A 22713-nucleotide genomic window follows, 5' to 3' on the forward strand; every position below is an offset into this window, starting at 1 on the left:
TCCTAAGGGAAGCCGACCGCCCGGCTTACCAGGTGATCCTCTTCAGCGACCGGTGACGGCGGCGGTCAGCCGCCGCTCGATGTCGGTGAGCGCGGCGACGCCGTACACCCGGCCGTCCGCCTCGACCACCAGGTACTCGCCGGCCGGCGTGGCGCGGACGGCGCGCAGCAGGTCCTCGCCGCCCAGGTCGGCGGAGAGCCGCAGGCCCGGTTCGAGGTCGCGGGCGAGCGCACCGACGACGATCCACGGGCGGCGGTGCTCGGGCACGGCCCGCACCTGGGACTCCCGGACGATGGCGATCGGCTCACCGCGGCCGTCGACCACCACGACGGCGCCGGCCTCGTCCTCGCGGGCGCGGCGCATGGCCTCGCCGAGCGGCGTGTCGGCGGTGACCTCGACGGCCCGGCGGGCGAGGTCGCGCAGCCGCAGGCCGGGCAGGGCCTCCTTGAGCCTGGCGTTGCGCACGGCACCGCCGGCGCCGTTCCAGATGATCGCGGCGAGGACGGCCGCCAGCACCGCGTCGACCAGGGTGTCGGTGGTGCTGCGCTCGGTCCCGCGGGCGGCGCCGGCCAGCGGCAGGCCGATCAGCACCGCGACGGCCAGCGCCCGGCCGACCCAGGCGGCGGCGACGGTGCCGGCCATCGGCCGGCCGGTGACCGCCCAGACCACCGCGCGCAGCATCCGCCCGCCGTCCAGCGGCAGGCCCGGCAGCAGGTTGAAGGCCGCGACGACGAGGTTGGAGACCATCAGGCCGGTGAGCAGCACGCCGGGGACGGTGGAGAGCTCGACGGCCCGCATGGCGAGGTAGAACGCGCCGCCGAGCAGCAGCGAGAGCAGCGGGCCGACGAAGGCCAGCCAGAACTCCCGCCAGGGGCTCTCCGCCTCGTTCTCGATCTCGGAGACCCCGCCGAAGAACTGGAGCTGGATCCGGCGCACCCCGAGCCGGTAACGGAGCGCGACCACGGTGTGGGCGAGTTCGTGGACCAGCACCGAGCCGTAGAAGGCGACGGCGAAGGAGAACGCGACCAGGTAGCGGGTCGCCCCGAGCTCCGGCAGGACGCGGTCGAGCTGGCCGCCGAACACCCAGGTGATCAGGGCGGCGATGACGAACCAGGACGGGGTGACGTAGATCGGCACGCCGAAGGGGCGGCCCATCAGGATGCCGCTGCGCCGCTCCGGCTCCTCGGGCGGCTGGCCCGCCGGGCCGCCTTCCTGCGGCGGCTGGTCGGAGGTCTGCCGCCCCCTGCTGTCGCTCACCGTGATCCTTTCGGTCGGGTGCCCTCGTGCGCCGCGCGCCGGTGCGCCCACGCTACGTGATCGCGGCGGTCGGGCGGCGCGCGCCCCTCTCTCAGCCTTCATACCCACTGGAAAGGCCGTGTGGCAGCACCGTGGCAGCGGGATGACAGCACGGGGCAATAGGGTCGGGGTATGCAGCAGACCGACACCAGCGGTGCCCCCGCGGCCCCGGCCCGTCCGGCGGCACCCCCGACCGGCCTGTCCCCGTCCCGCGCGGGGGACTTCCTGACCTGCCCGCTGCTCTACCGGCTGCGGGTGATCGACCGGCTGCCGGAGCCGCCGAGCGCCGCGGCGACCCGCGGCACCCTGGTGCACGCGGTGCTGGAGCGGCTGTTCGACAGCCCGGCGGCCGAGCGGACGCCGGAGCGCGCGCTGGGCCTGCTGCGCCCGCAGTGGGAGCGGCTGCTCGGCGAGCGCCCGGAGCTGGTCTCGCTGTTCCCGGAGGACCCGGACGGTGCGGCGCTGACCCGCTGGCTGGCGGACGCCGAGAAGCTGGTCGCCCAGTGGTTCCGGCTGGAGGACCCGACCCGGCTGCACCCGGTGGAGCGGGAGCTGTACGTGGAGACGGCCCTGGAGTCGGGGCTGCTGCTGCGCGGCTACATCGACCGGGTGGACGTCGCCCCGACCGGCGAGGTCCGGCTGGTGGACTACAAGACCGGCCGCGCGCCCTCGCGGGACTTCGAGGGCAAGGCGATGTTCCAGATGAAGTTCTACGCACTGGTGGTGTGGCGCTGGAAGGGCGTGATCCCCAAGCGGCTGCAGCTGGTCTACCTCGGCGGGGGCGGGGACGTGGTCAGCTACGACCCCGACGAGGCGGACCTGCTGGCGGTGGAGCGCAAGCTGCAGGCGCTCTGGGAGCGGATCACCCGGGCGGTGGCCACCGGGGACTTCCCGGCCACCCGCAACCGGCTCTGCGACTGGTGCGACCACCAGGCCAGCTGCCCGGAGTTCGGCGGGACCCCGCCGCCGTACCCGTTGCCGCTGCCGCCGGCGCGTACGTCTGACGAAGACGATCCCACGGGGGATCCGATGAGCAAGGAGTCCTAGGTGACGATCCGAGTGCTGCTGGTCGACGACCAGCCGCTGCTGCGCACCGGTTTCCGGATGATCCTGGAGGCCGAGTCCGACCTGGTGGTGGTCGGCGAGGCCGGCGACGGTCAGCAGGCGCTGGACCAGGTGCGGGCGCTGCAGCCCGACGTGGTGCTGATGGACATCCGGATGCCCAGGATGGACGGCGTGGAGGCGACTCGCCGGATCGCCGGCCCGGGGCGGGACGGCCCGGCCAAGGTGCTGGTGCTGACCACCTTCGACCTGGACGAGTACGTGGTGGAGGCGCTGCGCGCCGGGGCCAGCGGCTTCCTGCTGAAGGACGTGCCGGCCGAGGAGCTGGTGCAGGCGATCCGGGTGGTCGCGGACGGCGCGGCGATGCTGGCGCCGAGCATCACCCGGCGGCTGCTGGACATGTACGCCACCAAGCTGCCCTCGGGCGACGAGGCGCCCCCGCAGGCGCTGAACGCGCTGACCGAGCGCGAGCTGGAGGTGCTGAAGCTGGTGGCGCGCGGCCTGTCGAACGCGGAGATCGCGGCGGAGCTGTTCGTCAGCGAGACCACGGTGAAGACGCACGTCGGCCACGTGCTGACCAAGCTGCAGCTGCGCGACCGGGTCCAGGCCGCGGTGTACGCCTACGAGAGCGGGCTGGTGCGCCCGGGCTCGCTGTAGCCGGACATGACGGTGGCCCGTCCGCTCCCCCTGCACCCTGGGGGGAGCGGACGGGCCACCGTGCTGAGGGTGCCCGGTCGCCCGGGGCCCGGCCCGCGTCCGTTACTTGCCGGCCCGGCCGATCTCCCAGAACCGGAACACGCCGGTGGTGTCGACGGTCGACTCGACGCCGGTGATGTACGACTTCGAGGCGTAGAACGACTTGTTCTGGTACAGCGGGATGAGCGGCGCGTTCTCGGCGACGATGTTCTGGATCTGGTTGTAGCTGCCGGAGGCGGCACCGCGGTCGGCCTGCTTGAGGCCCTCGGGCACCAGCTTCTGGCTGATCCGGGCGTCGTCCCAGCCGTGGTGGTAGGCGCCGCCCTCGACGATCAGCGGCGCGATGTAGTTGTCGGCGTCCGGGTAGTCGGCGAACCAGCCGACGGTGTACGCCTGGTACTTGCCCTCGGTCCAGGCCTTCTTGTACGCGTTCCAGTCCGGCTCGTGCTGGACGGTCACCTGGAAGAGGCCGCCGTTCTCCAGCTGCCTCTTCAGCGCATCGGCCTCGGCGGCCTCGGTCCGCGAGCGGGACCAGGTGAGGCTCAGCTTGACCGGCATCGGGACCTTGGCCGCCGCCAGGATCGCCTTGGCCTTGGCCGGGTCCTGGTCGCCGTACTTGTCGAAGAAGGACGTGCCGTGGCCGCTGACGCCGGCCGGGACCATCGAGTACAGCGGCTGGACGGTGCGGGCGAAGACGTCGCGGGCGAGCGTCTTGCGGTCGATCAGCTGGGCCGCGGCCTGGCGGACGGCGACGTTGCCGGTGGTGGCGTCCTTGGTGTTGAAGACCAGGCTGCGGGTGTCGTTGCTGTCGCCCTCGACGACCTGCAGGTCGGTCTTGCCGCCCTGCTGCTCGGACCGGACCTGGGCGGCGGTGTTGGGCTCCAGGCTGTTGTCGGTCAGGTCGACCTCGCCCTTGTCCAGCGCGGCCTTCAGGGTGTCGGCCTTGTCGAAGTACCGCACGGTGAACTTCTTGTTCCGCAGCTTGGCGTCGCCGGTGTAGCTGCCGTTGGCCGACAGGACGATCTTGCCGGGGACCTTGCCGCCGCCCTCGGCGTCCATCGTCTCGACCGAGTCGATCTTGTACGGACCGGAGCCGACCAGCTTGTCGTTGGAGAGCACCTTGTCGGCCGGGAAGACCTGGTGGTCGACGATGGCGCCGGCCGGGGTGGCCAGCTTCGCCGGGAGCGTCGCGTCGGGCGCCGAGAGGTGGAAGACCACCTCGGTGTCGCCCTTGGCCTCGACCGACTTGACGGTGTCCAGCAGGCCGACCGGGCCGTTGGTGTCGTTGATCTTCTTGGTGCGCTCGATGGAGTAGACCACGTCCGCCGCGGTCAGCGGGTGACCGTTGGAGAACTTCAGGCCGGACTTGAGCGTGCAGTGGTAGAGCGTGGCCTCGCCGCCGGTGAACTCGCAGGACTGCGCAGCGTCCGGCGTGGGCGAGCTGGAGGCGGCCGGGTAGGTGAGCAGCGACTGGAACGAGTTGCGCAGCACCAGCCACGCACCGGAGTCGTAGGCGGCGGCGGGGTCCAGCACGCTGGTGAGCGAGGTGGTGCCCATGGTGATCGACTTGTCGCCGTCCCCCTTGACCGCGTCGGTGACCGAGCCGCAGCCGGCCACCGAGACGGCCACCAGGCCGGCGCAGCCGAGCGCTGCGAGTCGTTCAGCGGAAGTCTTCACGGATCGCGTCCTTCTGGGTGCGGTCCGGCCGGGGGGCCGGTGGTCCGCGCTTCGCTGCGCCTGCGGGGTGAGCGAGGCGCGCACGGACCGGTTGCCGTGCGACCGCGGGCAGGACGGGGTTGCCCGTCCGCGACGGTGGCGGGCGCGGGGGTGTGGGGAACGAACTGGAGTAGCGTGCCATATCGAACACGCACCACCGATACCCGCGCAGGTGACAGTTGGGACACAAGGGGCCGGTGCGGGAGCGGCGATCCCACGAGTTGTCAGGCAATGCCCGATTTCTCCCCGGCCGGGTGCCGGCAGCGGACGGGCGCCGCCACTTACCGGTCGGTAGCACCCCGCTGCAATGAGATGACAATCACACTCGCGAGGCCACCAGCGAGCGGAGCAGTTCAAGATCGACCTGCTCCAGCGAGGGCAGCACCAGCCGTCCGGGGGCCGGCTCGATCACCGCGACCGACGGCACCGCGATCACCGGGCAGCCGGCCGCCTCGGCCGAACGGACGCCGGTCGGGGCGTCCTCCACCACCACGCAGCGGCCCGGCTCCGCGCCCAGCCGGCGCGCCGCCTCCAGGTACGGGTCCGGGTGCGGCTTGGTACGCGGCACCTCGTCGCCGGCGACCGTGAAGGCGAAGTGGTGGGCGCCCAGCGACTGCAGCACGATGTCGATCACGTGCCGGTGCGAGGCGGACACCAGCGCGGCCGGAACACCGTGCGCGGCAAGGGTGTTGAGGAGCCGCTCGGCACCCGGCATGAGCGGCACGCCGCCGGCCAGCAGGTCCACGAAGCGCTGGTTGATCAGCACCGTCAGGTCGGCCGGGGCGAGGTCCACCCCGGTGGCGGCGATGAGGTAGTCGATCACCCGGCTCATCGGGCCGCCGACCACCTGGGCGCGGTCCTTCTCGTCCAGCGCGTAGCCCAGCTCGGCGAAGAGCGAGGCCTCCGCCTGCCACCAGAAGTCCTCGGTGTCCACCAGGGTCCCGTCCATGTCCAGCAGCACCGCCTGCAGGCCCCGGCCGTCGCCGTGGTCGAGGACGCGGGTGGCGGTGGAGATGGTGGTCATGGCGGGATCCTTCCGTCGGTACCCCCGGGGCGCGACCGGGACCATACCCCTGGGGATGGCACAGGCCGGCCCGCTGGTGAGCGGACCGGCCCGTTCAGGATGATCCAGGATACGCCCCGACCGCCCGAAAAGGGCGAACGGTGCGCGACGTCCGGGCTACCGGGCGTTGAAGTACTTGGCCTCCGGGTGGTGGATCACGATGGCGTCGGTGGACTGCTCGGGGTGCAGCTGGAACTCCTCGGAGAGCACCACGCCGATCCGCTCGGGCCGCAGCAGCTCGGCGATCTTGGCGCGGTCCTCCAGCTCCGGGCAGGCCCCGTAGCCGAGCGAGAAGCGGGCACCCCGGTACTTCAAGGCGAACATGTCCCTGACGTCCTGCGGGTCCTCGTCGCCGAAGCCCAGCTCGTAGCGGACCCGGGCGTGCCAGAACTCCGCCAGCGCCTCCGCCAGCTGCACCGAGAGGCCGTGCAGCTCCAGGTAGTCGCGGTAGGAGTTGTCGGCGAACAGCTCGTTGGCCGCCTCGGAGATCCGGTTGCCCATGGTGACCACCTGGAGGCCCAGCACGTCCTGCACGCCCGACTCCTCCGGGCGGAAGAAGTCCGCCAGGCAGAGCCGGCGGCCGCGCCGCTGGCGCGGGAAGGTGAAGCGGGTCCGCTCGGTGCCGTCCTCGTTGAAGACGATCAGGTCGTCGCCCTTGGAGTTGGCCGGGTAGTAGCCGTAGACCACGGCCGCCTCCAGCCAGCCCTCGGTCTGCAGCCGGTCCAGCCACATCCGCAGCCGCGGCCGGCCCTCGGTCTCCACCAGCTCCTCGTACGAGGGGCCCTCGCCGCTGCGGGCGGCCTTGAGGCCCCACTGGCCCTTGAACAGCGCGTCCTCGTCCAGCCAGGACGCGTAGTCGGCGAACGGCACGCCCTTGACGATCCGGTCGCCCCAGAACGGCGGGGCGGGCACCGGGTTGTCGACGGCCACGTCCGAGCGGATCTGGCCGAGGTTGACCTCCTCCGGCTCCGCCACCTCGACCCGGGCGTGCCGGCGCTGCTTGAGCTCCGGCAGGGTCGCGCCGGGCACGCCGCGCTTGACCGCGATCAGCGCGTCCATCAGCCGCAGGCCCTCGAAGGCGTCCCGGGCGTAGCGGACCTCGCCCTCGTAGATCTCGTGCAGGTCCTGCTCGACGTAGGCGCGGGTGAGCGCGGCGCCGCCGAGGATCACCGGGAAGTCCGCCGCCAGCTTGCGCTGGTTCAGCTCCTCCAGGTTCTCCTTCATGATCACGGTGGACTTGACCAGCAGGCCGGACATCCCGATCACGTCCGCCCGGTGCTCCTGCGCGGCGTCCAGGATCGCCGAGACCGGCTGCTTGATGCCCAGGTTGACCACGTTGTAGCCGTTGTTGGACAGGATGATGTCGACCAGGTTCTTGCCGATGTCGTGGACGTCGCCCTTGACGGTGGCCAGCACGATGGTGCCCTTGCCCTCGCTGTCGGACTTCTCCATGTGCGGCTCCAGGTGGGCCACCGCGGTCTTCATCACCTCGGCGGACTGGAGCACGAACGGCAGCTGCATCTGGCCGGAGCCGAACAGCTCGCCGACCACCTTCATGCCGGCCAGCAGCGTGTCGTTGATGATCTCCAGGGCCGGGCGCCCGGTCAGCGCCTCGTCCAGGTCGGCCTCCAGGCCGTTGCGCTCGCCGTCGATGATCCGGCGCTGCAGGCGCTCCTCAAGCGGCAGCGCGGCCAGCTCCTCCGCCTTGGACGCCTTGACCGAGGCCGAGGAGACGCCCTCGAACAGCTCCAGCAGGCGCTGCAGCGGGTCGTAGCCGTCCCGGCGGCGGTCGTAGACCAGGTCGAGCGCGGCCTCGCGCTGGTCCTCGGGGATCCGGGCGATCGGCAGGATCTTGGAGGCGTGCACGATCGCCGAGTCCAGGCCGGCCTCGACGCACTCGTGCAGGAAGACCGAGTTCAGCACCACGCGGGCGGCCGGGTTGAGGCCGAAGGAGATGTTGGACAGGCCGAGCGTGGTCTGCACGTCCGGGTGGCGGCGCTTGAGCTCGCGGATCGCCCCGATGGTCTCGATGCCGTCCCGGCGGGACTCCTCCTGACCGGTGGCCAGGGTGAAGGTCAGGCAGTCGACCAGGATCGAGCCCTCCTCGATCCCGTAGTCCGTGGTCAGCTCCTCGATCAGCCGCTCGGCGATGGCCACCTTGGTGTCGGCGGTGCGGGCCTGGCCCTCCTCGTCGATGGTCAGCGCGATCAGGCCGGCGCCGTGCTCGCGGGCCAGCGAGGCGATCCTGCCGAACCGGGAGTCGGGGGCGTTGCCGTCCTCGTAGTTGACCGAGTTGAGCACCGCGCGGCCGCCGAGCGCCTCCAGGCCGGCCCGCAGCACGTCCGGCTCGGTGGAGTCCAGCACGATCGGCAGGGTGGAGGCGGTGGCCAGCCGGCCGGCGATCTCCTTCATGTCGGCGACGCCGTCGCGGCCGACGTAGTCGACGCAGAGGTCCAGCAGGTGGGAGCCGTCCCGGATCTGCTCGCGGGCGATCTCCACGCAGGCCTGCCAGTCGCCGGCCAGCATCGACTCGCGGAACTTCTTCGAGCCGTTGGCGTTGGTGCGCTCGCCGATCGCCAGGTACGAGGTGTCCTGGCGGAACGGCACCGCCTGGTACAGCGAGGCCGCCGAGGGGTCCGGCTGCGGGGTGCGCGGGGTGATCTCCCGGCCCTGGACGCGCTCCACCACCTGGCGCAGGTGCTCGGGCGTGGTGCCGCAGCAGCCGCCGACCAGCGACAGGCCGTACTCGCGGGTGAAGACGTCGTGCGCGTCGGCCAGCTCGGCCGGGGACAGCGGGTAGTGGGCGCCGTCCTTGCCGAGCACCGGCAGGCCCGCGTTCGGCATGCAGGACAGGCCGATCTTCGCGTTCTTGGCCAGGTAGCGCAGGTGCTCGCTCATCTCGGCCGGGCCGGTGGCGCAGTTCAGGCCGATGTAGTCGACGCCGAGCGGCTCCAGCGCGGTGAGCGCGGCGCCGATCTCCGAGCCGAGCAGCATGGTGCCGGTGGTCTCCACCGTCACCTGGACCAGCACCGGCAGGTCCAGGCCGGCCTCGGCGAGCGCGCGCTTGCTGCCCAGGATGGCCGCCTTGGTCTGCAGCAGGTCCTGGCTGGTCTCCACCAGCAGGGCGTCCGCGCCGCCGGCGATCAGGCCGGCCGCGTTCTGCTGGAAGCCGTCGCGCAGCGTCTCGTACGGGGCGTGGCCGAGGGTGGGCAGCTTGGTGCCCGGGCCGATCGAGCCGAGCACCCAGCGGGTCCGGCCGTCGGCGGCGTGGGAGTCGGCGGCCTCGCGGGCGATCCGGGCGCCGGCCTCGGAGAGCTCGAAGATGCGGTCGGAGATCTCGTACTCGCCGAGCGCCGAGAAGTTGGCGCCGAAGGTGTTGGTCTCCACGCAGTCCACGCCCACCGCGAAGTACGCGTCGTGGACGGAGCGGACGATGTCGGGGCGGGTCAGGTTGAGGACCTCGTTGCAGCCCTCGAGGTTCTGGAAGTCCTCCAGCGTCGGGTCCTGCGCCTGGAGCATGGTGCCCATCGCCCCGTCGGCCACCACCACACGGGTGGCGAGCGCCTCACGCAGCGCGTTCGCGCGGCTCTGCTGGGTGATGGACGGTTCGGCTGCAGTGGCCATGGGGCTTCTCCCTGGTGCGACGGCTGTCGGCTTTGCGACCCCGCTGATTCGGGGCCGCACGTCGCCAGGGTATCCGGCCGACGGCGGGAGCCGGTGGTGTGTTTCGTATCCTGAGCGCTCGGCCGCGAAGGGGGAGCGACTGCATGGCTGGCATCGGCGCACGGGCACGACGGTTCACGGGGGTTCCGGGGAGGGCGCTGCGGGCGCTGCGGACCCGCTGGCGGGGATGGTCCCGGTGGCGGAAGTCGCTGGTCGTGACGGGGTTGGTACTGGCCGTGCTGGTCACCCCGGTCGGCGCGGGGGCGCTCGCCCTGCGGCTCCAGTACGCGGGGGAACCCTCCGCCGAGGCCCGTACCCGGGGCAAGGACGCGGCCTGGCTGGGACATGCGTGGGTGGACGGCCGGAAGAGTGACGCGGACGTCGTCGCGCTCGCCCAGCGGCTGTCCGGCACCGGCGTCCGCGACCTCTACGTCCACACCGGACCGCTGGAGCACGACGGCAGCCTGCCGCCGGCCGTCCACCCGAAGGCCCGCTGGTTCACCGAGGCCGCGCACCGGGCGATGCCCGGCATCCGGCTGCAGGGCTGGCTGGGTGACGAGGTCAAGCCGGAGAAGGACGCGCTGGACCTGGAGGACGCGCCCACCAGGGACCGGGTCACCGCCTCCGCCCGGCAGGTGCTGGACCTCGGCTTCGACGGCGTGCACTTCGACATGGAGCCGATCCGCCCCGGCTCCGAGGGCTGGCTGGCCCTGCTCGACCAGGTGCGCCCGGTGACCGCCGGCCGCGGAGCCAAGCTCTCGGTGGCCGCCCCGCAGATCGACCCGCTGCCCTACCAGCACAACCTGGGCATCCTGTTCACCGGCCACGGCAAGTGGTGGGACCAGGCGTACTTCGGCGAGACCGCCCGCCGGGTCGACCAGATCGCGGTGATGACCTACGACTCCAGCATGCCCACCGAATCGCTCTACGGCGGCTACAACGCCTACCAGACCGAGCTGGCCCTGGAGGCCACCCCGGAGGGCGTGGACCTGCTGATGGGCCTGCCGTTCTACTGGGACGACAAGTGGGGCCACTGGGGGCACGCCGAGACGGTGGACGCCGGCATCCGCGGCATCCGGCTCGGCCTCGGCCGGTACGACCTCGGGCGCCGGAACTTCGGCGTCGGGCTGTACGTCGACTTCGCCGCCACCGAGCAGAACTGGGCCGACTACCGCAGCGGCTGGGTGCGCTGAGCCACCGGGCCGGGCGGCCGCTACGCCATCCGGTGGGCCAGGGCGCCCAGGTAGCGGCGGATCCCGGCGCCCTCGCCCGTCACGTAGTGCCCGATCGCGCGGTAGAGCGGCTTGTACACCTCGCCGCGCTCGGTGACGGTCAGGGTGCAGCCCGCGCCGGCCGGCGTCAGCACGTACGTCCAGGTGCCGCCGTACGGCAGGTCCTGGTCGGCGATGCCGGTCACCAGGCGGTGCGGGGCCTCGGCCTCCACCACCTCGTACGTGGTGTGCCCGTGCCGGTCGTACTCGCGCCAGCGCGGCCGCCCGCCGGCCGCGGCCGGCAGCCGCTCGACGTGCGAGAGGCCGGGGCGCCAGGCCGGGAAGAGGTCGATGTCGGTCAGGACGTCCCAGACCGCGCCCGGCGGCTGGTCGAGCTCCAGACCGCCCTCGCTCACGTGTTCCACCGGGAGCCGCCGCCCGGCCGCCCGGGCCGCGAGCAGCGCCCCGGCCCCGGCGGCCACCACGATTCCGGCCCCGGCCCACAGCCATCCGTTCATCAGGTACCTCTCTGGGGTCTGTCCGCCCCCCGGCCCACCGGCGGCTCCGCACGCCGCGCCGCCCGGCCGTCGTGTCCATCATCGCGCCACACCTGCGCGCGGGCACGGCGTCGCCCGGGGCGGCCGGACGGGCACGGCCGCCGTCCGCGGAGGCCGTCCGCCCGGGTGCCGCCGGTCCTGCCGTCCGGCTCCCGGATAACCGCTGGATCGCGGCGGCCCTCTCCCCCCAGACTGTCCCGGTGCCCGGCCGTGGAGCGCTTCAAAGCCCGTAGGCTGGGCAGGTAGGGACCGTGGGGCGAGGCGTTCCATGGGTGACGAGAGGTTCGACAGTCGGCAGCCGGACCGCCGGCGCCCCGGCGACCCAGCCGGGACGGGGTGCGAACGGCCGCCGACCGGAGGGAGACGCTGGGTGATCGAGCTGGAAGATGTTCCCGAGTTGATCGACCCGGTGATGGTCTGCGCCTTCGAGGGCTGGAACGACGCGGGCGACGCCGCCTCCGCGGCTCTCGCGCATCTGGACGAGACCTGGGGCGGCAAGGTGTTCGCCGCCCTGGACGCGGAGGACTACTACGACTTCCAGGTCAACCGGCCCACGGTCTGGCTGGACGGCGGCGTCCGCCGGATCACCTGGCCGACCACCCGGCTCTCGGTGGTCCGGGTGACCGAACCGACGACCCGGGACCTCGTCCTGGTGCGCGGGATCGAGCCCAGCATGCGCTGGCGCTCCTTCTGCAACGAGCTGCTCAACTTCGCGCACGAGCTGGGCGTCGAGCTGGTGGTGATCCTGGGCGCGCTGCTCGGCGACACCCCGCACAGCCGCCCGGTGCCGGTCAGCGGGGTCACCTCCGACCCCGAGCTGGCCCGCCGGCTGGACCTGGAGGAGAGCCGCTACGAGGGCCCGACCGGGATCGTCGGCGTGCTCCAGGAGGCCTGCACGCACGCCGGGGTGCCGGCCGTGACGCTCTGGGCGGCGGTGCCGCACTACGTCGCGCAGCCGCCGAACCCGAAGGCCACGCTGGCGCTGGTCAACAAGCTGGAGGACCTGCTGGACCTGCGCATCCCGCCGGGCGAGCTGGGCGAGGACGCCCGGGCCTGGCAGCTCGGCGTGGACCAGCTGGCCTCCGAGGACAGCGAGGTGGCCGAGTACGTGCAGCAGCTGGAGGAGGCACAGGACACCGCCGAGCTGCCGGAGGCCTCGGGCGACGCGATCGCCCGGGAGTTCGAGCGCTACCTGCGCCGCCGGGAGAACGTCGGGCCGACCGGGGAGAAGCCGGTCGCCGGGCACGCCACGGCGGAGCGGCCGAGCGAGCCCGAGCCGCCGGCCGCCCGGGAGAGCCAGGACGGCACCGAGGACGAGTGAGCGCCGCTCCGCGGCCACCACGCGGAAGGGGCGTCAGGACGGTCGTCCTGACGCCCCTTCCGGGTGTCCGGGGGCGGTTCCCGGCTACAGCGCGATGCCGAGCAGGGCGTCCACGGTGCGCGAGACCAGGCCGGGCGCGCCGGCGTCCGTGCCGCCCCCGGCCGTCTGCCGCTCGGCCCAGCGGTCCACCGCGGCCAGCGCGGCGGGCGCGTCCAGGTCGTTCGCGAGCGCCTCGCGGACCTCGGCGAGCAGTGCCTCGGCTGGCGGGCCGTCCGGGCGGGAGACCGCGGCGCGCCAGCGGCCGAGCCGCTCGACCGCCTCGTCCAGGGTGGCCTTGGTCCACTCCCAGTCCGCGCGGTAGTGGTGCGCGAGCAGGGCGAGCCGGATCGCGGCCGGGTCGACGCCCTCGCGGCGCAGCGCCGAGACGAAGACCAGGTTGCCGCGGGACTTGGACATCTTGTGCCCGTCCAGCGCGACCATGCCGGCGTGCACGTACGCCTTGGCGTACGGGTGGCCGCCGGTGGCCACCTGGGCGTGCGAGGCGCCCATCTCGTGGTGCGGGAAGGAGAGGTCGCTGCCGCCGCCCTGGATGTCGAAGGACATCCCCAGGTACTGCAGCGCGATGGCGACGCACTCGATGTGCCAGCCGGGGCGGCCGTGGCCCAGCTCGGTGTCCCAGGCGGGCTCGCCCGGGCGGGCGGAGAGCCAGAGCAGCGCGTCCAGCGGGTGGCGCTTGCCCGGGCGGTCCGGGTCGCCGCCGCGCTCGGCGAAGACCGGGCGCATGGCCTCGCGGCTGAGGCCGGAGACCTCGCCGAAGTGCGGGTCGGCCTCGACCGAGAAGTAGACGTCGCCGTCCAGCTCGTAGGCGGCCCCGCTCGCCAGCAGCTTCTGGACCAGCGGCACGATCCACGGGATCGACTCGACGGCGCCGATGTAGTGGGCCGGCGGGAGCAGCCGCAGGGCGGTCATGTCCTCGCGGAACAGGGCCGTCTCGCGCTCGGCGAGGGCCACCCAGTCCTGGCCGGTCTCGACCGCGCGGGCGAGCAGCGGGTCGTCCACGTCGGTGACGTTCTGCACGTACAGGACGTCGTGGCCGGCGTCCTTCCACACCCGCTGCGCCAGGTCGAAGGCGTTGTAGGTGGCGGCGTGGCCCATGTGGGTCGCGTCGTAGGGGGTGATGCCGCAGACGTAGATCCGGGCGGTGCCGTCCTGCGGCACGACCTCCCGGACAGTGCCCGCTGCGGTGTCGTGGATACGGAGGGGGAGCCCCTGACCAGGCAGGGCGGGAACCTCGGAGGCGGGCCAGGCATGCATGGGAATCACTTTAACCGTGCGAACTTTTGAAAGCCTAACCAGTGCGGAAGATCGACTGGATTCGTTTGCTTTCGTTGCCTGAGCGCCTGCGGACTGATAATGACCGGTTCCCGGCCGGCGCCCGGACCGTCCCGGGGCTGCTGCGGAGCGCCCGGCCGGCCCTGCCACCGGCCGGGCGCCCGGCCTCCCCGGCGGACGGCCGGAGCCGCTACAGCCGCCGCCAGAGGGCCGGTACGTTCGGCGGCTCCCAGCCGGTGATGGCCGTGTGCCCCTGGAGGCACTGGTAGGAGACGCCGGCGTAGGTGACGCGGTCGCCCGCGGAGTAGGCCGTGCCGGCCGCCCAGGTGCCGCCCGGCTGTCCGGTCGGGGTCGCCGTGGGGGTGGGGGTGGCCGTGGGGGTCGGGGTCGGGCCGGGGGTCTGCGGCACGTTCAGGACGAAGTCGTAGCTGCCCTCCTTCGCGGGGCCGGCCTGGCGGACGTTCATCAGCAGCCGCGCGTCGTAGATGGTGTCCGTGCTGTTGCGCGGCTCGCCCGGGAAGTACAGCTGGGTGGTGAGCACCGGGCGGCCGGGCGCCTGGAGCTTGACGTGGATGTGCCGGGTGCGGCCCGGGTAGAGGCCGGGCACGATCGTCGTGAGGCTGAAGGCACCCTGGGCGCTGGTGAACTGGTGCCCGCGGAAGGCGAAGCCGGTGTTGTCGTACGCACCGTTGACGTCGGCCTGCCAGAAGTCCAGCAGCACGCCGGAGAGCGGCAGGCAGGCCCGCCCGAAGACGTAGCCGCTCACGGTCAGCCGGGTGCCGGGGGTGCCGTCGGTGATCAGCGAGGTGCGCAGCGGGGAGTTCGGCTTGAAGTAGGGGCCCTCGGTCTGCTCGATGGTGGGGTCGTCGCCGTCGTGGCAGGCGGGGGTGAGGCCGGGCGCCTCGCCGGTGCCGGCGCGGTCGCGGGCCAGGGCGACGCCGCCGCCGACCAGCAGCGGGGCGGTGCCGAGCACGGCGGCGGCCTTCAGGACGGACTTGCGGCTGATCCGGCGGTCGATCAGGCCCTCCGGCCCGGTGGGCTCTTCGGACGCGGGCATGCGCCGACTCCTTCGGTGTGCGGGGGAACGGTGGGGGTGGTGGGCGCGGCCTTGCCATGGTGGGGGCATGACAAGGGCCTGGCCGGCCGCCCGCCCGGTCGCTCCGGTCGGGCCGCCGGCGGCCAGCAGTCAACCTACGGAACGTCCGGGGCGGCCGCGATGGACGTGATCCGGGGATCGTGGTGATTTCCTCCGACCCCGGCCCGGAACTCCCCCGGGGTCATCCCGGTCTCCCGCCGGAAGAACCGGCAGAAGTACGCCGGGTCGCCGAACCCGGCCTCCCGGGCGACCTGGCGGATCGTCAGGTCCGTGCAGGCCAGCAGGCGTTTGGCCTCCAGGGTCTGCTGCTGGCGGATCAGTCGGCCGGGCGTGCGGCCGGTGGCCTGCTTGACCAGGGTCTGCAGGTGGCCCGGCGAGACGCCCAACTCCTGGGCGCAGGAGGCCACCGAGCGCCGCAGCCCGCCCGGGCCGGCGATCAACCGGGTGAAGGCGGCGGCCAGTTCGGCCGTCCGGCCGGGCGCCGCGCCGCCCTCGCCGGGTGCGCGGGCCCGCAGCGCGCGGACGACCAGGATGTGCAGGCTGGCCCGCAGCACGCCCGGATAGCCGGCCGGGCGGGCCAGGTACTCGTGCTCCATGTCGGCCAGCAACGCGGCGACCGGCGCGGCCTGTTCACCGAGCCGCAGCACCGGCCGGCCGGCCAGCGAGCGCAGCGCGGCGAGGTCCTGCGGGTGGGAGAGCAGGAAGTCCTCGTTGAACAGGACGACCTGTCCGGTGAGCCCGTCCGCGTCGGCCCAGTGGTGCACCTGGCCCGGCGCGATCACGCACAACTGCGGCGGCTGCAGCGGCCGGTGGACCAGGTCCACGACGTGGGCGCCGGTGCCGCCGGTGACGTGGACGATCTCGAAGAAGGAGTGCCGGTGGGGGAAGCCCGCCCGGGAGAGCGGGCCGATGGTGTCGAAGCCGCCGATCGCGAACGGCAGCAGGTGCGGCCGCGGGACCTGGAGGCGGTGCAGCGGCAGGTCCGGGTGGGGGGTGGTCCGTCGCTCGTCCATCGGAGCAGTCTGCGGCCGGGCCGCCGTACCGGTCCAGACCAATGCCGGTCGCACCCGGACCGCGCTCAGGCCGGGGTGCCCGGACTCAGGGCGCTGCACAGACCCGGGGTGCTCGGACCGGCCGGACACTCCGACCGGCCGGGGTGCTCAGACCGGCGGCCAGGGGATCGACGGCCAGTCCTCGGACGGCACCGGGTGCCGTCCGCTGCGCCGCAGCCCGTCCACCCGGGCCCGGGCGGTGGCGAGTTCGGCCGCCGTCAGGTGCGGGGCGAGCCGCTCGCCGAGGGCGCCGTCCAACTGCCCGGCCAGGCCCGCCAGCACCTCCAGCGCCTCGTCCGGCAGCGGCTGCCCGGCCCAGCCCCAGAGCAGGGTGCGCAGCTTGCCCTCGGTGTTGAAGGTGACGCCGTGGTCGATGCCGTAGATCCGGCCGTCCGCGGCCGGGATCAGGTGGCCGCCCTTGCGGTCGGCGTTGTTGAGGACGGCGTCCAGCACGGCGAGCCGGCGCAGCCGCGGGTCGTCCGGGTGGACCAGCAGCGCGGTGCGCCCGCCGCCGACCTCGGCGTGCACGATCGGCAGCCAGCCCTCCTCCGGGCCCTGTGGGTCCTGGAGGGCGAGCAGCGGGGCGGCCTCCGGGTCGGGCTCCACCCAGAGCTGCACCATCCCGGGCCCGTGCGGACCGTCCCGCAGCACGGTCGGCGGGATCAGCGCCCAGCCGGTGGCGGCGGCGAGTTCGTACGCGGCGACCTCGCGGCCGGCCAGCGTGCCGTCCGGGAAGTCCCAGAGCGGGCGTTCGCCGGCCACCGGCTTGTAGACGGCCTGCGCCGTCCGGCCGTCCAGCGTGACGCTGCAGTACAGCGCGGCGTTGGAGGCGTCGGCGAGCCGCCCGTGGACGGTCAGCGCGCCCTCGCGCAGCAGGTGCAGCGCGGCCGGCGGGTCGGCGGCCAGGGCGGCCCCGGCCACCGGGTCGGCCTGCGGCGGCGTCTCGGTGTTCAGCGCCGGTAGCCGTTCGCGCGCGGGCACAGGTGGCCCTCCGGGTCGAGCGGCAGGTTGCAGAACGGGCAGGGCTTGCGGCCGGCCGCGACCAGGTCCAGCGCCCGCTTGGCGAAAACCCGGGCCATCGCGCCGGTGAGCCGCACCCGCAGCATGTCCGGGCCGTTCTCGTCGTCCTCGAAGACCGCCTCGGCGTCCTCGTCGTCCTCGTCGTCGATCACCGCCTGCGCCTCGACGACCAGGCAGCTGTCGATGCTGTCCCAGGCCAGCGCCATGGTGCCGACCCGGAACTCCTGCTCCAGCGGCAGGTCCAGCGGCGCGGTGTCGAGCAGGTCGACCGGCGCGGCGGCCGGGATCGCGGCGTCGCCGCCGCTGCGCCGCAGCGCCTCGTCCAGCACCTCCTCGATCCGCTCGGCGAGCGCGGCGACCTGGGTCTTCTCCAGCAGCACGCTGGTGATCCGCCCCCGGGCGCTGGCCTGCAGGTAGAACGCCCGGGCGCCGGGCTGGCCGACGGTGCCGGCCACGAACCGTTCGGGCTGGTCGTAGAAGAAGACCTGACGGGGCACGCTCTCGCTCCGGATCGTGTGGATCGTGGTAGGGGTCGCTCGTGGGGCTGCTCGCTGCGGCTCGTTCGGGTGAGCCGGTCCTTCGGGTGGCGCTCGTCAGTAACCCTACGACCTCCCGGCCCGGCCCGGGGAGCCGAGCCCGCGAGCGGGCCGCCGGTCTCCGGCGGGCCGGACCGGGGGTCAGGCCGTGCCGGTGGCACCGCCGACCACCGCGTCACCGGCCGGGGTGCCGTCCGCGCCGGCCCCGCCGGCCGCGTCCCGGCCGTGCGGCTTCGGGGCGAGCGAGGCGAGGTCGCCGGTGTCGCCCATCCTCAGCACGAACGGCCGCTGCGGCGTGTAGCGGATCGCGGTGACCGAGCAGGGCTCGACGCTGATCCGCTGGAAGTGGTCGAGATGCAGGCCGAGCGCGTCGGCCACCACCGCCTTGATCACGTCGCCGTGCGAGCAGGCGATCCAGACCGCGTCCTCGCCGTGCTCGGCGGCGATCTTCCCGTTCCACTCGCGGACCGCGCTCACCGTGCGGTGGCTCAGCTCGCGCAGCGACTCGCCACCGGGGAAGGCGGCCGCCGCCGCGTGGTCCTGGACGGTGCGCCAGAGCGGCTCCTTGGCCAGCTCGCCCAGCGGCCGGCCGGTCCAGTCGCCGTAGTGGCACTCGCCGAGCCGCTCGTCCTGCGTCGGCGTGCCGAGCTCGGGCCGGGCCGCGAGCAGCGGCTCCAGGGTCTGCCGGCAGCGCTCCAACGGGCTGCTGACGGCCTGCACCAGCGGGATCCCGGCGAGCCGGCCGGCCAGCGCCGCGGCCTGCGCGCGCCCGGTGTCGTCGAGGTCCACCCCGGGCGTCCAACCGGCCAGGATTCCGGCGGTGTTCGCGGTCGAGCGGCCGTGGCGGACGAGCAGCAGGGTGGGCATGGGCCCTAGCGTACGTGCTCCGGCGGGGGCACCGGCCGGGTCCTCGGGTCTGCCCGGCGGATCGTGAGCCCGCGGGCCCGGGCCGGCGCCGGCCGGAGCGCTTCGGCTCGGTCTGCTACCCGCCGGGCCCGGTCAGGAGCCACAATGGCCCGCATGATCGTGGATTGCGCCATCTACCGCGACGGCCGGCGGGTCGAGGGCCCGAAGGACTACTCCGACGCCCTCGCCTTCGCCCGGGCGGCCGGGGAGGACAGCTTCGTGTGGATAGGCCTGTTCGAGCCGACCACCGAGGAACTGGACACGGTCAGCGAGGAGTTCGGTCTCCACCCGCTGGCCGTGGAGGACGCCGTGCTCGCCCGCCAGCGGCCCAAGCTGGAGTCCTACCAGGACTCGCTGTTCATGGCGCTCAAGACCATCGACTACCACCCCGGCGGCCACGCGGTGACCACCGGCGAGGTGATGATCTTCCTCGGGGACGGCTACGTGATGACCGTCCGGCACGGCCGGGAGAGCCCGCTCTCCTCGCTGCGGGCGAACCTGGAGCAGCACCCCGAGATCCTCGGGTACGGGCCGAGCGCGGTGCTGCACTCGGTCTGCGACACGGTGGTCGACCACTACGTCGACGTCGCGGCCTCCCTCATGTCCGACCTGGACGACCTGGAGGCGGCCGTGTTCGCGCCGGGCCGCCCCTCGTCGGACACCGCCGGCCGCATCTACGGCTTCAAACGCCAGCTGGTGACCGTCCGCAAGGCCACCGCGCCACTGCTCGAACCGATGCTGGGCCTGGCCCGCGGCGACATGCCGTTCATCCGCGCCGAGGCCCTGCCGTACCTCCGCAACGTCGCCGACCACCTGGCCCGGACCAACGACCAGGTGGAGGGCATGGACCGGCTGCTCTCGGACATCCTGAGCGCCAATCTGGCGCAGGTCAGCGTGCAGCAGAACAACGACATGCGGAAGATCTCGGCCTGGGCGGCGCTGGCCGCCGTGCCGACCATGATCGCGGGCATCTACGGGATGAACTTCGAGCACATGCCCGAGCTGCGCCAGCCTTGGGGCTACCCGGGGGTGCTGGCGCTGATGGCGGTGGTCTGCCTGGTGCTGCACCGGGTGTTCAAGAAGCACGACTGGCTCTGACGCGCGTCCTGCCGGGGCCGGCCGGCGCGTCCGCCCGCCGGCCCCGGGGCGACGGCCCCTCGGGCGCGCCTCAGGCCAGCCCGGCGCGCTCCAGCGCCTCGACGCCGGTGCGCAGCGCCTGCAGCCGCTCGTCCAGGCTGAAGCCGGACGGCGCCAGGGTCAGCGTGGTGACGCCCGCGTCCGCGTAGGCCTGCATCCGGTCGGCGATCCGGGCCGTGTCGCCGACCAGCGAGGTGGCGTCGATCAGGTCGTGCGGGACGGCGGCCGCGGCGCCCGCGTAGTCCCTGGCCAGGTACTTCTCCTGGACCTCGTCGGCGGCCTGCTCGTAGCCCATCCGCCGGGCGAGCTGGTTGTAGAAGTTCTTCTCCTTGCTGCCCATGCCGCCGATGTAGAGCGCGGCGTAGGAGCGCAGGGCGTCGACGCCGGCCTTGACGTCCTCGCCGACCGCGAGGTTCACGGTCGGGCAGAGGTCGAAGCCCTCCAGGGTCTGCCCGGCCTTGGCGCGGCCGGCCTTCAGCGGGTCGAGCGAGAGCGCGGCGTGCTCGGGCGAGAAGAAGATGCCCAGCCAGCCGTCGGCGAGCTCGCCGGTCTGCTCCAGGTTCTTCGGGCCGATCGCCGCGATGTACAGCGGGATGTGCTCGCGCACCGGGTGCACGGTCAGCTTGATCGGCTTGCCCGGCCCGCCCGGCAGCGGCAGCGTCCAGTGCTCGCCCTCGTGGACCAGGCGCTCGCGGGACATCGCCTTGCGGATGATCTCCACGTACTCCCGGGTGCGGGCCAGCGGCTTGTCGAACTTCACCCCGTACCAGCCCTCGGAGACCTGCGGGCCGGAGACGCCGAGGCCGAGCCGGAACCGGCCGCCGGAGAGGGTGTCCAGGGTGGCCGCGGTCATCGCGGTCATCGCCGGGGTCCGGGCCGGGATCTGGAAGATGGCCGAGCCGACGTCGATCCGCTCGGTCTTCGCGGCGACGAAGCTCAGCACGGTCGCTGCGTCCGAGCCGTAGGCCTCGGCGGCCCAGCAGACCGAGTAGCCGAGCCGGTCCGCCTCCTGGGCGACGGCGATGTTGTCGGCGTCCATGCCGAGTCCCCAGTAGCCGAGGTTGATACCGAGTCGCATCTGCCAAGCCTTCCAGTCGGTTGTTCGCGAGGGTAACCGTGCACCCGGCGGTCATGCTACTGGCCGGTAGGTGCGGGCCGGAACACCTGCGGGCGGTCCTCGCGGCGGGGTTGCCGACGGTCTCCGGGGTGACGGTCCGGCCGGTGTGCGGGACGGCGTTCCGGGTGGCCTTCCGGGCACGGTTCCGGGCGGGGTTCCGGATGGTCCGTCCGACGGCTTCCCCGGCCCGCGGCGGGTACGGCCCGCCGGACGGCGATCGTCCTGCGGGTCTGCACACCAGCCCGGGCACCGGCCGCTACGCTCAGCCGACGTGGGGACGCCTCTCCCCACCTGCGCGTTTACCGGGGCGGGGCCGGCCGACCCGGCGACCCGCCTACCCGGCCAGTGGAGGGCCCGTCCGATGGAAAAGCGTCACCTCGGCCGTACCGGGCTGCAGGTCTCCCGGCTCGGCCTCGGCACCATGACCTGGGGCCGCGACACCGACGAGCACGAAGCCGCCGAGCAGCTCAAGGAGTTCGTCGAGGCCGGCGGCAACCTCGTCGACACCGCCGACGTCTATGCGGACGGCGGCGCCGAGTACCTGCTCTCCCGGCTCACCGACAGCCTGATCCCGCGGTCCGACCTCGTCATCGCCACCAAGGCCGGCAGCGTCCCGGAGTCCGCACGCCGCTTCGACGGCTCGCGCGGCCACCTGCTCGCCGCCCTCGACGCCTCGCTGCGCCGGCTCGGCACCGACTACGTCGACCTCTGGCAGGTGCACGCGTTCGACCCGGCCACGCCGGTCGAGGAGACGCTCAGCGCCCTCGACATCGCCGTCGCCTCCGGGCGCGCCCGGTACGTCGGGGTCTGCGACTTCAGCGGCTGGCAGCTCGCCAAGGCCGCCACCTGGCAGCACGCCCACCACGGCCGGGTGCCGCTGGCCGGCGCGCAGCTGGAGTACTCGCTGCTGCAGCGCGGCGTCGAGCGGGAGGTGCTGCCCGCCGCCCAGGACGCCGGGGTCGGCGTGCTGGCCGCCTCCCCGCTCGGGCGCGGCGTGCTCACCGGCAAGTACCGGCACGGTGTGCCGCAGGACTCCCGCGGCGCCTCCCCCTACCTCTCCGGGTTCGTCCAGCCCTACCTCGGGGAGCGTTCGCGGCGGATCGTGGACGCCGTCGCCACCGCGGCCGACGGCCTGGCCAGCAGCCCGCTCGCGGTGGCGCTCGCCTGGGTCCGGGACCGGCCGGGTGTGGCCGCCGCGGTGGTCGGGGCGCGGACGGTGGCGCAGCTGCAGTCGGCGCTGTCAGTGGAGGCGCTTACTCTTCCGGGTGAGATCCGCGGTGCGCTCGACGACATCTCGGCGCCGGTCCACCGCTACCCCGACCAGGGGTGGAGCGAGCTGTAGCCCCGCGTGCCCGGGGGTCTCGACGAGGTGTGATCCCGCAACGACCCGATGGAGCGACGTGACCCGCTGACCGACCGGCCCGACCGACCTTGCCGACCTCACCGGCGCCGCCATCCTGTCCGGCTGCGCCGACCCGACCATGCCTGCCGTACCGGCCGCGGCGGAACGCCCACCGCGGCTGTCCGCCCCGCGCCCCGGTACGGGCCGGCGCCCAGCAGTGGAGTGACCTTTGATGGAGCGAACGATGAGTGACACGGAGAACGGCGCTCCGGAGGAGACCTCGGCGGGCCCGGACGGCGCCGGCGGCGAGGGCACCGAGGGAACCCGGGGCACCGGCGAAGACGGCAACGGCGGCACGGACACCGGCAACGGGGACCGCGGCGACGGGGACAACGGCGGCGGGGACGACGGCGGCGGGGACGACGGCGGCGACAGCGACAAGGCGGCCGCCGTCGCGGCGCTGGCCGAGCGGATCCGGACCATCGGCCGACAGGCGGGCGCTCCGGCGCCCCAGGGATCGCCGGCCGCTACGGCGGCTGCGGCCACGGCGTCCCCGCAGGCCGGCGCGCCGGCTCCGGCCGGGGCCCCGG

General features: G+C 73.5%; 19 protein-coding genes. 7 read left to right on the forward strand and 12 right to left on the reverse strand.

Features of this window, described 5'->3' with window-relative positions:
- Nucleotides 1-42: 42 nt before the first annotated feature.
- Nucleotides 43-1437, reverse strand: a complete 1395-nt coding sequence (locus tag ABZ885_RS08950) for a site-2 protease family protein (protein WP_360185287.1) — start codon at nt 1435-1437, stop codon at nt 43-45.
- Here ABZ885_RS08950 and ABZ885_RS08955 point away from each other — a divergent pair.
- Both ABZ885_RS08955 and ABZ885_RS08960 read left to right on the forward strand, forming a co-directional pair.
- Nucleotides 1429-2343 carry a RecB family exonuclease gene (locus ABZ885_RS08955; RefSeq protein ID WP_360185237.1) on the forward strand — a complete coding sequence of 305 codons (915 nt, stop codon included), beginning with the start codon at nt 1429-1431 and terminating at the stop codon, nt 2341-2343. The genes ABZ885_RS08950 and ABZ885_RS08955 overlap by 9 nt on opposite strands.
- Nucleotides 2344-3015: a response regulator transcription factor gene (locus ABZ885_RS08960; protein WP_360185240.1), complete on the forward strand. Its 672-nt coding sequence runs from the start codon at nt 2344-2346 to the stop codon at nt 3013-3015. It begins immediately after the preceding gene.
- A gap of 102 nt (nt 3016-3117) precedes the next feature.
- On the opposite strand, the gene ABZ885_RS08965 is transcribed toward ABZ885_RS08960, so the two are convergent.
- From ABZ885_RS08965 to metH, 3 genes are all read right to left on the reverse strand, one after another.
- On the reverse strand, nt 3118-4731 hold the full coding sequence (locus ABZ885_RS08965; RefSeq protein WP_360185243.1) for an ABC transporter substrate-binding protein: 1614 nt from the start codon (nt 4729-4731) through the stop codon (nt 3118-3120).
- A gap of 358 nt (nt 4732-5089) precedes the next feature.
- Nucleotides 5090-5794 (reverse strand): HAD family phosphatase, encoded by a 705-nt coding sequence (locus ABZ885_RS08970; protein ID WP_360185246.1) that lies wholly within the window; start codon nt 5792-5794, stop codon nt 5090-5092.
- Between the two features lie 156 nt (nt 5795-5950).
- On the reverse strand, nt 5951-9457 hold the full coding sequence (gene metH / locus ABZ885_RS08975; RefSeq protein WP_360185249.1) for a methionine synthase: 3507 nt from the start codon (nt 9455-9457) through the stop codon (nt 5951-5953).
- Between the two features lie 254 nt (nt 9458-9711).
- Here metH and ABZ885_RS08980 point away from each other — a divergent pair, with 254 nt between their 5' ends.
- The gene (locus ABZ885_RS08980) at nt 9712-10689 is read left to right on the forward strand and encodes a hypothetical protein (protein ID WP_360185252.1); all 978 of its coding nucleotides are present in this window, start codon (nt 9712-9714) and stop codon (nt 10687-10689) included.
- A gap of 20 nt (nt 10690-10709) precedes the next feature.
- Here ABZ885_RS08980 and ABZ885_RS08985 read toward each other — a convergent pair whose 3' ends face one another.
- Nucleotides 10710-11225: an SRPBCC family protein gene (locus tag ABZ885_RS08985; RefSeq protein ID WP_360185255.1), complete on the reverse strand. Its 516-nt coding sequence runs from the start codon at nt 11223-11225 to the stop codon at nt 10710-10712.
- A gap of 409 nt (nt 11226-11634) precedes the next feature.
- Here ABZ885_RS08985 and ABZ885_RS08990 point away from each other — a divergent pair, with 409 nt between their 5' ends.
- The gene (locus ABZ885_RS08990) at nt 11635-12585 is read left to right on the forward strand and encodes a PAC2 family protein (protein ID WP_360185258.1); all 951 of its coding nucleotides are present in this window, start codon (nt 11635-11637) and stop codon (nt 12583-12585) included.
- 84 nt (nt 12586-12669) lie between these two features.
- Here ABZ885_RS08990 and mshC read toward each other — a convergent pair whose 3' ends face one another.
- The 6 genes from mshC to ABZ885_RS09020 form a co-directional block, all read right to left on the reverse strand.
- Entirely contained in the window at nt 12670-13899 is a 1230-nt protein-coding gene (gene mshC / locus ABZ885_RS08995; protein ID WP_360185261.1) for a cysteine--1-D-myo-inosityl 2-amino-2-deoxy-alpha-D-glucopyranoside ligase, read from the reverse strand.
- A 208-nt stretch (nt 13900-14107) separates the two neighbouring features.
- Nucleotides 14108-14974 carry a carbohydrate-binding protein gene (locus ABZ885_RS09000; protein WP_360185264.1) on the reverse strand — a complete coding sequence of 289 codons (867 nt, stop codon included), beginning with the start codon at nt 14972-14974 and terminating at the stop codon, nt 14108-14110.
- Between the two features lie 134 nt (nt 14975-15108).
- Nucleotides 15109-16026, reverse strand: coding sequence for an AraC family transcriptional regulator (locus tag ABZ885_RS09005; RefSeq protein WP_360185267.1), 918 nt, complete (start codon nt 16024-16026; stop codon nt 15109-15111).
- Between the two features lie 147 nt (nt 16027-16173).
- A complete protein-coding gene (locus ABZ885_RS09010) occupies nt 16174-16971 on the reverse strand; it encodes an SCO1664 family protein (protein ID WP_360185290.1) in 798 nt (265 codons plus the stop codon).
- A 44-nt stretch (nt 16972-17015) separates the two neighbouring features.
- A complete protein-coding gene (locus ABZ885_RS09015; protein ID WP_360185270.1) occupies nt 17016-17582 on the reverse strand; it encodes a DUF3090 domain-containing protein in 567 nt (188 codons plus the stop codon).
- Between the two features lie 180 nt (nt 17583-17762).
- Nucleotides 17763-18488: an MSMEG_4193 family putative phosphomutase gene (locus tag ABZ885_RS09020; protein ID WP_360185272.1), complete on the reverse strand. Its 726-nt coding sequence runs from the start codon at nt 18486-18488 to the stop codon at nt 17763-17765.
- Nucleotides 18489-18632: 144 nt separating this feature from the next.
- Between ABZ885_RS09020 and ABZ885_RS09025 the strand changes: the two genes are divergently transcribed.
- Nucleotides 18633-19625, forward strand: a complete 993-nt coding sequence (locus tag ABZ885_RS09025) for a magnesium and cobalt transport protein CorA (RefSeq protein WP_360185275.1) — start codon at nt 18633-18635, stop codon at nt 19623-19625.
- A gap of 70 nt (nt 19626-19695) precedes the next feature.
- Here ABZ885_RS09025 and ABZ885_RS09030 read toward each other — a convergent pair whose 3' ends face one another.
- Nucleotides 19696-20742, reverse strand: coding sequence for an LLM class F420-dependent oxidoreductase (locus tag ABZ885_RS09030; protein ID WP_360185278.1), 1047 nt, complete (start codon nt 20740-20742; stop codon nt 19696-19698).
- 400 nt (nt 20743-21142) lie between these two features.
- Between ABZ885_RS09030 and ABZ885_RS09035 the strand changes: the two genes are divergently transcribed.
- Both ABZ885_RS09035 and ABZ885_RS09040 read left to right on the forward strand, forming a co-directional pair.
- Nucleotides 21143-22123 (forward strand): aldo/keto reductase, encoded by a 981-nt coding sequence (locus ABZ885_RS09035; protein ID WP_360185281.1) that lies wholly within the window; start codon nt 21143-21145, stop codon nt 22121-22123.
- Between the two features lie 244 nt (nt 22124-22367).
- Nucleotides 22368-22713: hypothetical protein (locus tag ABZ885_RS09040; RefSeq protein WP_360185284.1), on the forward strand; the 346-nt coding region annotated here is incomplete at its 3' end.

The organism is Kitasatospora sp. NPDC047058, assembly GCF_040643935.1.
GTDB lineage: Bacteria > Actinomycetota > Actinomycetes > Streptomycetales > Streptomycetaceae > Kitasatospora.

What these genes read in the sequence shown, in the direction of transcription:
- ABZ885_RS08970 (WP_360185246.1), bottom strand. Translation starts at nt 5,794, where the DNA reads ATGACCACCATCTCCACCGCCACCCGCGTCCTCGACCACGGCGACGGC.
- ABZ885_RS08955 (WP_360185237.1), top strand. Translation starts at nt 1,429, where the DNA reads ATGCAGCAGACCGACACCAGCGGTGCCCCCGCGGCCCCGGCCCGTCCG.
- ABZ885_RS09025 (WP_360185275.1), top strand. Translation starts at nt 18,633, where the DNA reads ATGGCCCGCATGATCGTGGATTGCGCCATCTACCGCGACGGCCGGCGG.
- ABZ885_RS09005 (WP_360185267.1), bottom strand. Translation starts at nt 16,026, where the DNA reads ATGGACGAGCGACGGACCACCCCCCACCCGGACCTGCCGCTGCACCGC.
- ABZ885_RS09035 (WP_360185281.1), top strand. Translation starts at nt 21,143, where the DNA reads ATGGAAAAGCGTCACCTCGGCCGTACCGGGCTGCAGGTCTCCCGGCTC.
- ABZ885_RS09020 (WP_360185272.1), bottom strand. Translation starts at nt 18,488, where the DNA reads ATGCCCACCCTGCTGCTCGTCCGCCACGGCCGCTCGACCGCGAACACC.
- mshC (WP_360185261.1), bottom strand. Translation starts at nt 13,899, where the DNA reads ATGCATGCCTGGCCCGCCTCCGAGGTTCCCGCCCTGCCTGGTCAGGGG.
- metH (WP_360185249.1), bottom strand. Translation starts at nt 9,457, where the DNA reads ATGGCCACTGCAGCCGAACCGTCCATCACCCAGCAGAGCCGCGCGAAC.
- ABZ885_RS09000 (WP_360185264.1), bottom strand. Translation starts at nt 14,974, where the DNA reads ATGCCCGCGTCCGAAGAGCCCACCGGGCCGGAGGGCCTGATCGACCGC.
- ABZ885_RS08985 (WP_360185255.1), bottom strand. Translation starts at nt 11,225, where the DNA reads ATGAACGGATGGCTGTGGGCCGGGGCCGGAATCGTGGTGGCCGCCGGG.
- ABZ885_RS09030 (WP_360185278.1), bottom strand. Translation starts at nt 20,742, where the DNA reads ATGCGACTCGGTATCAACCTCGGCTACTGGGGACTCGGCATGGACGCC.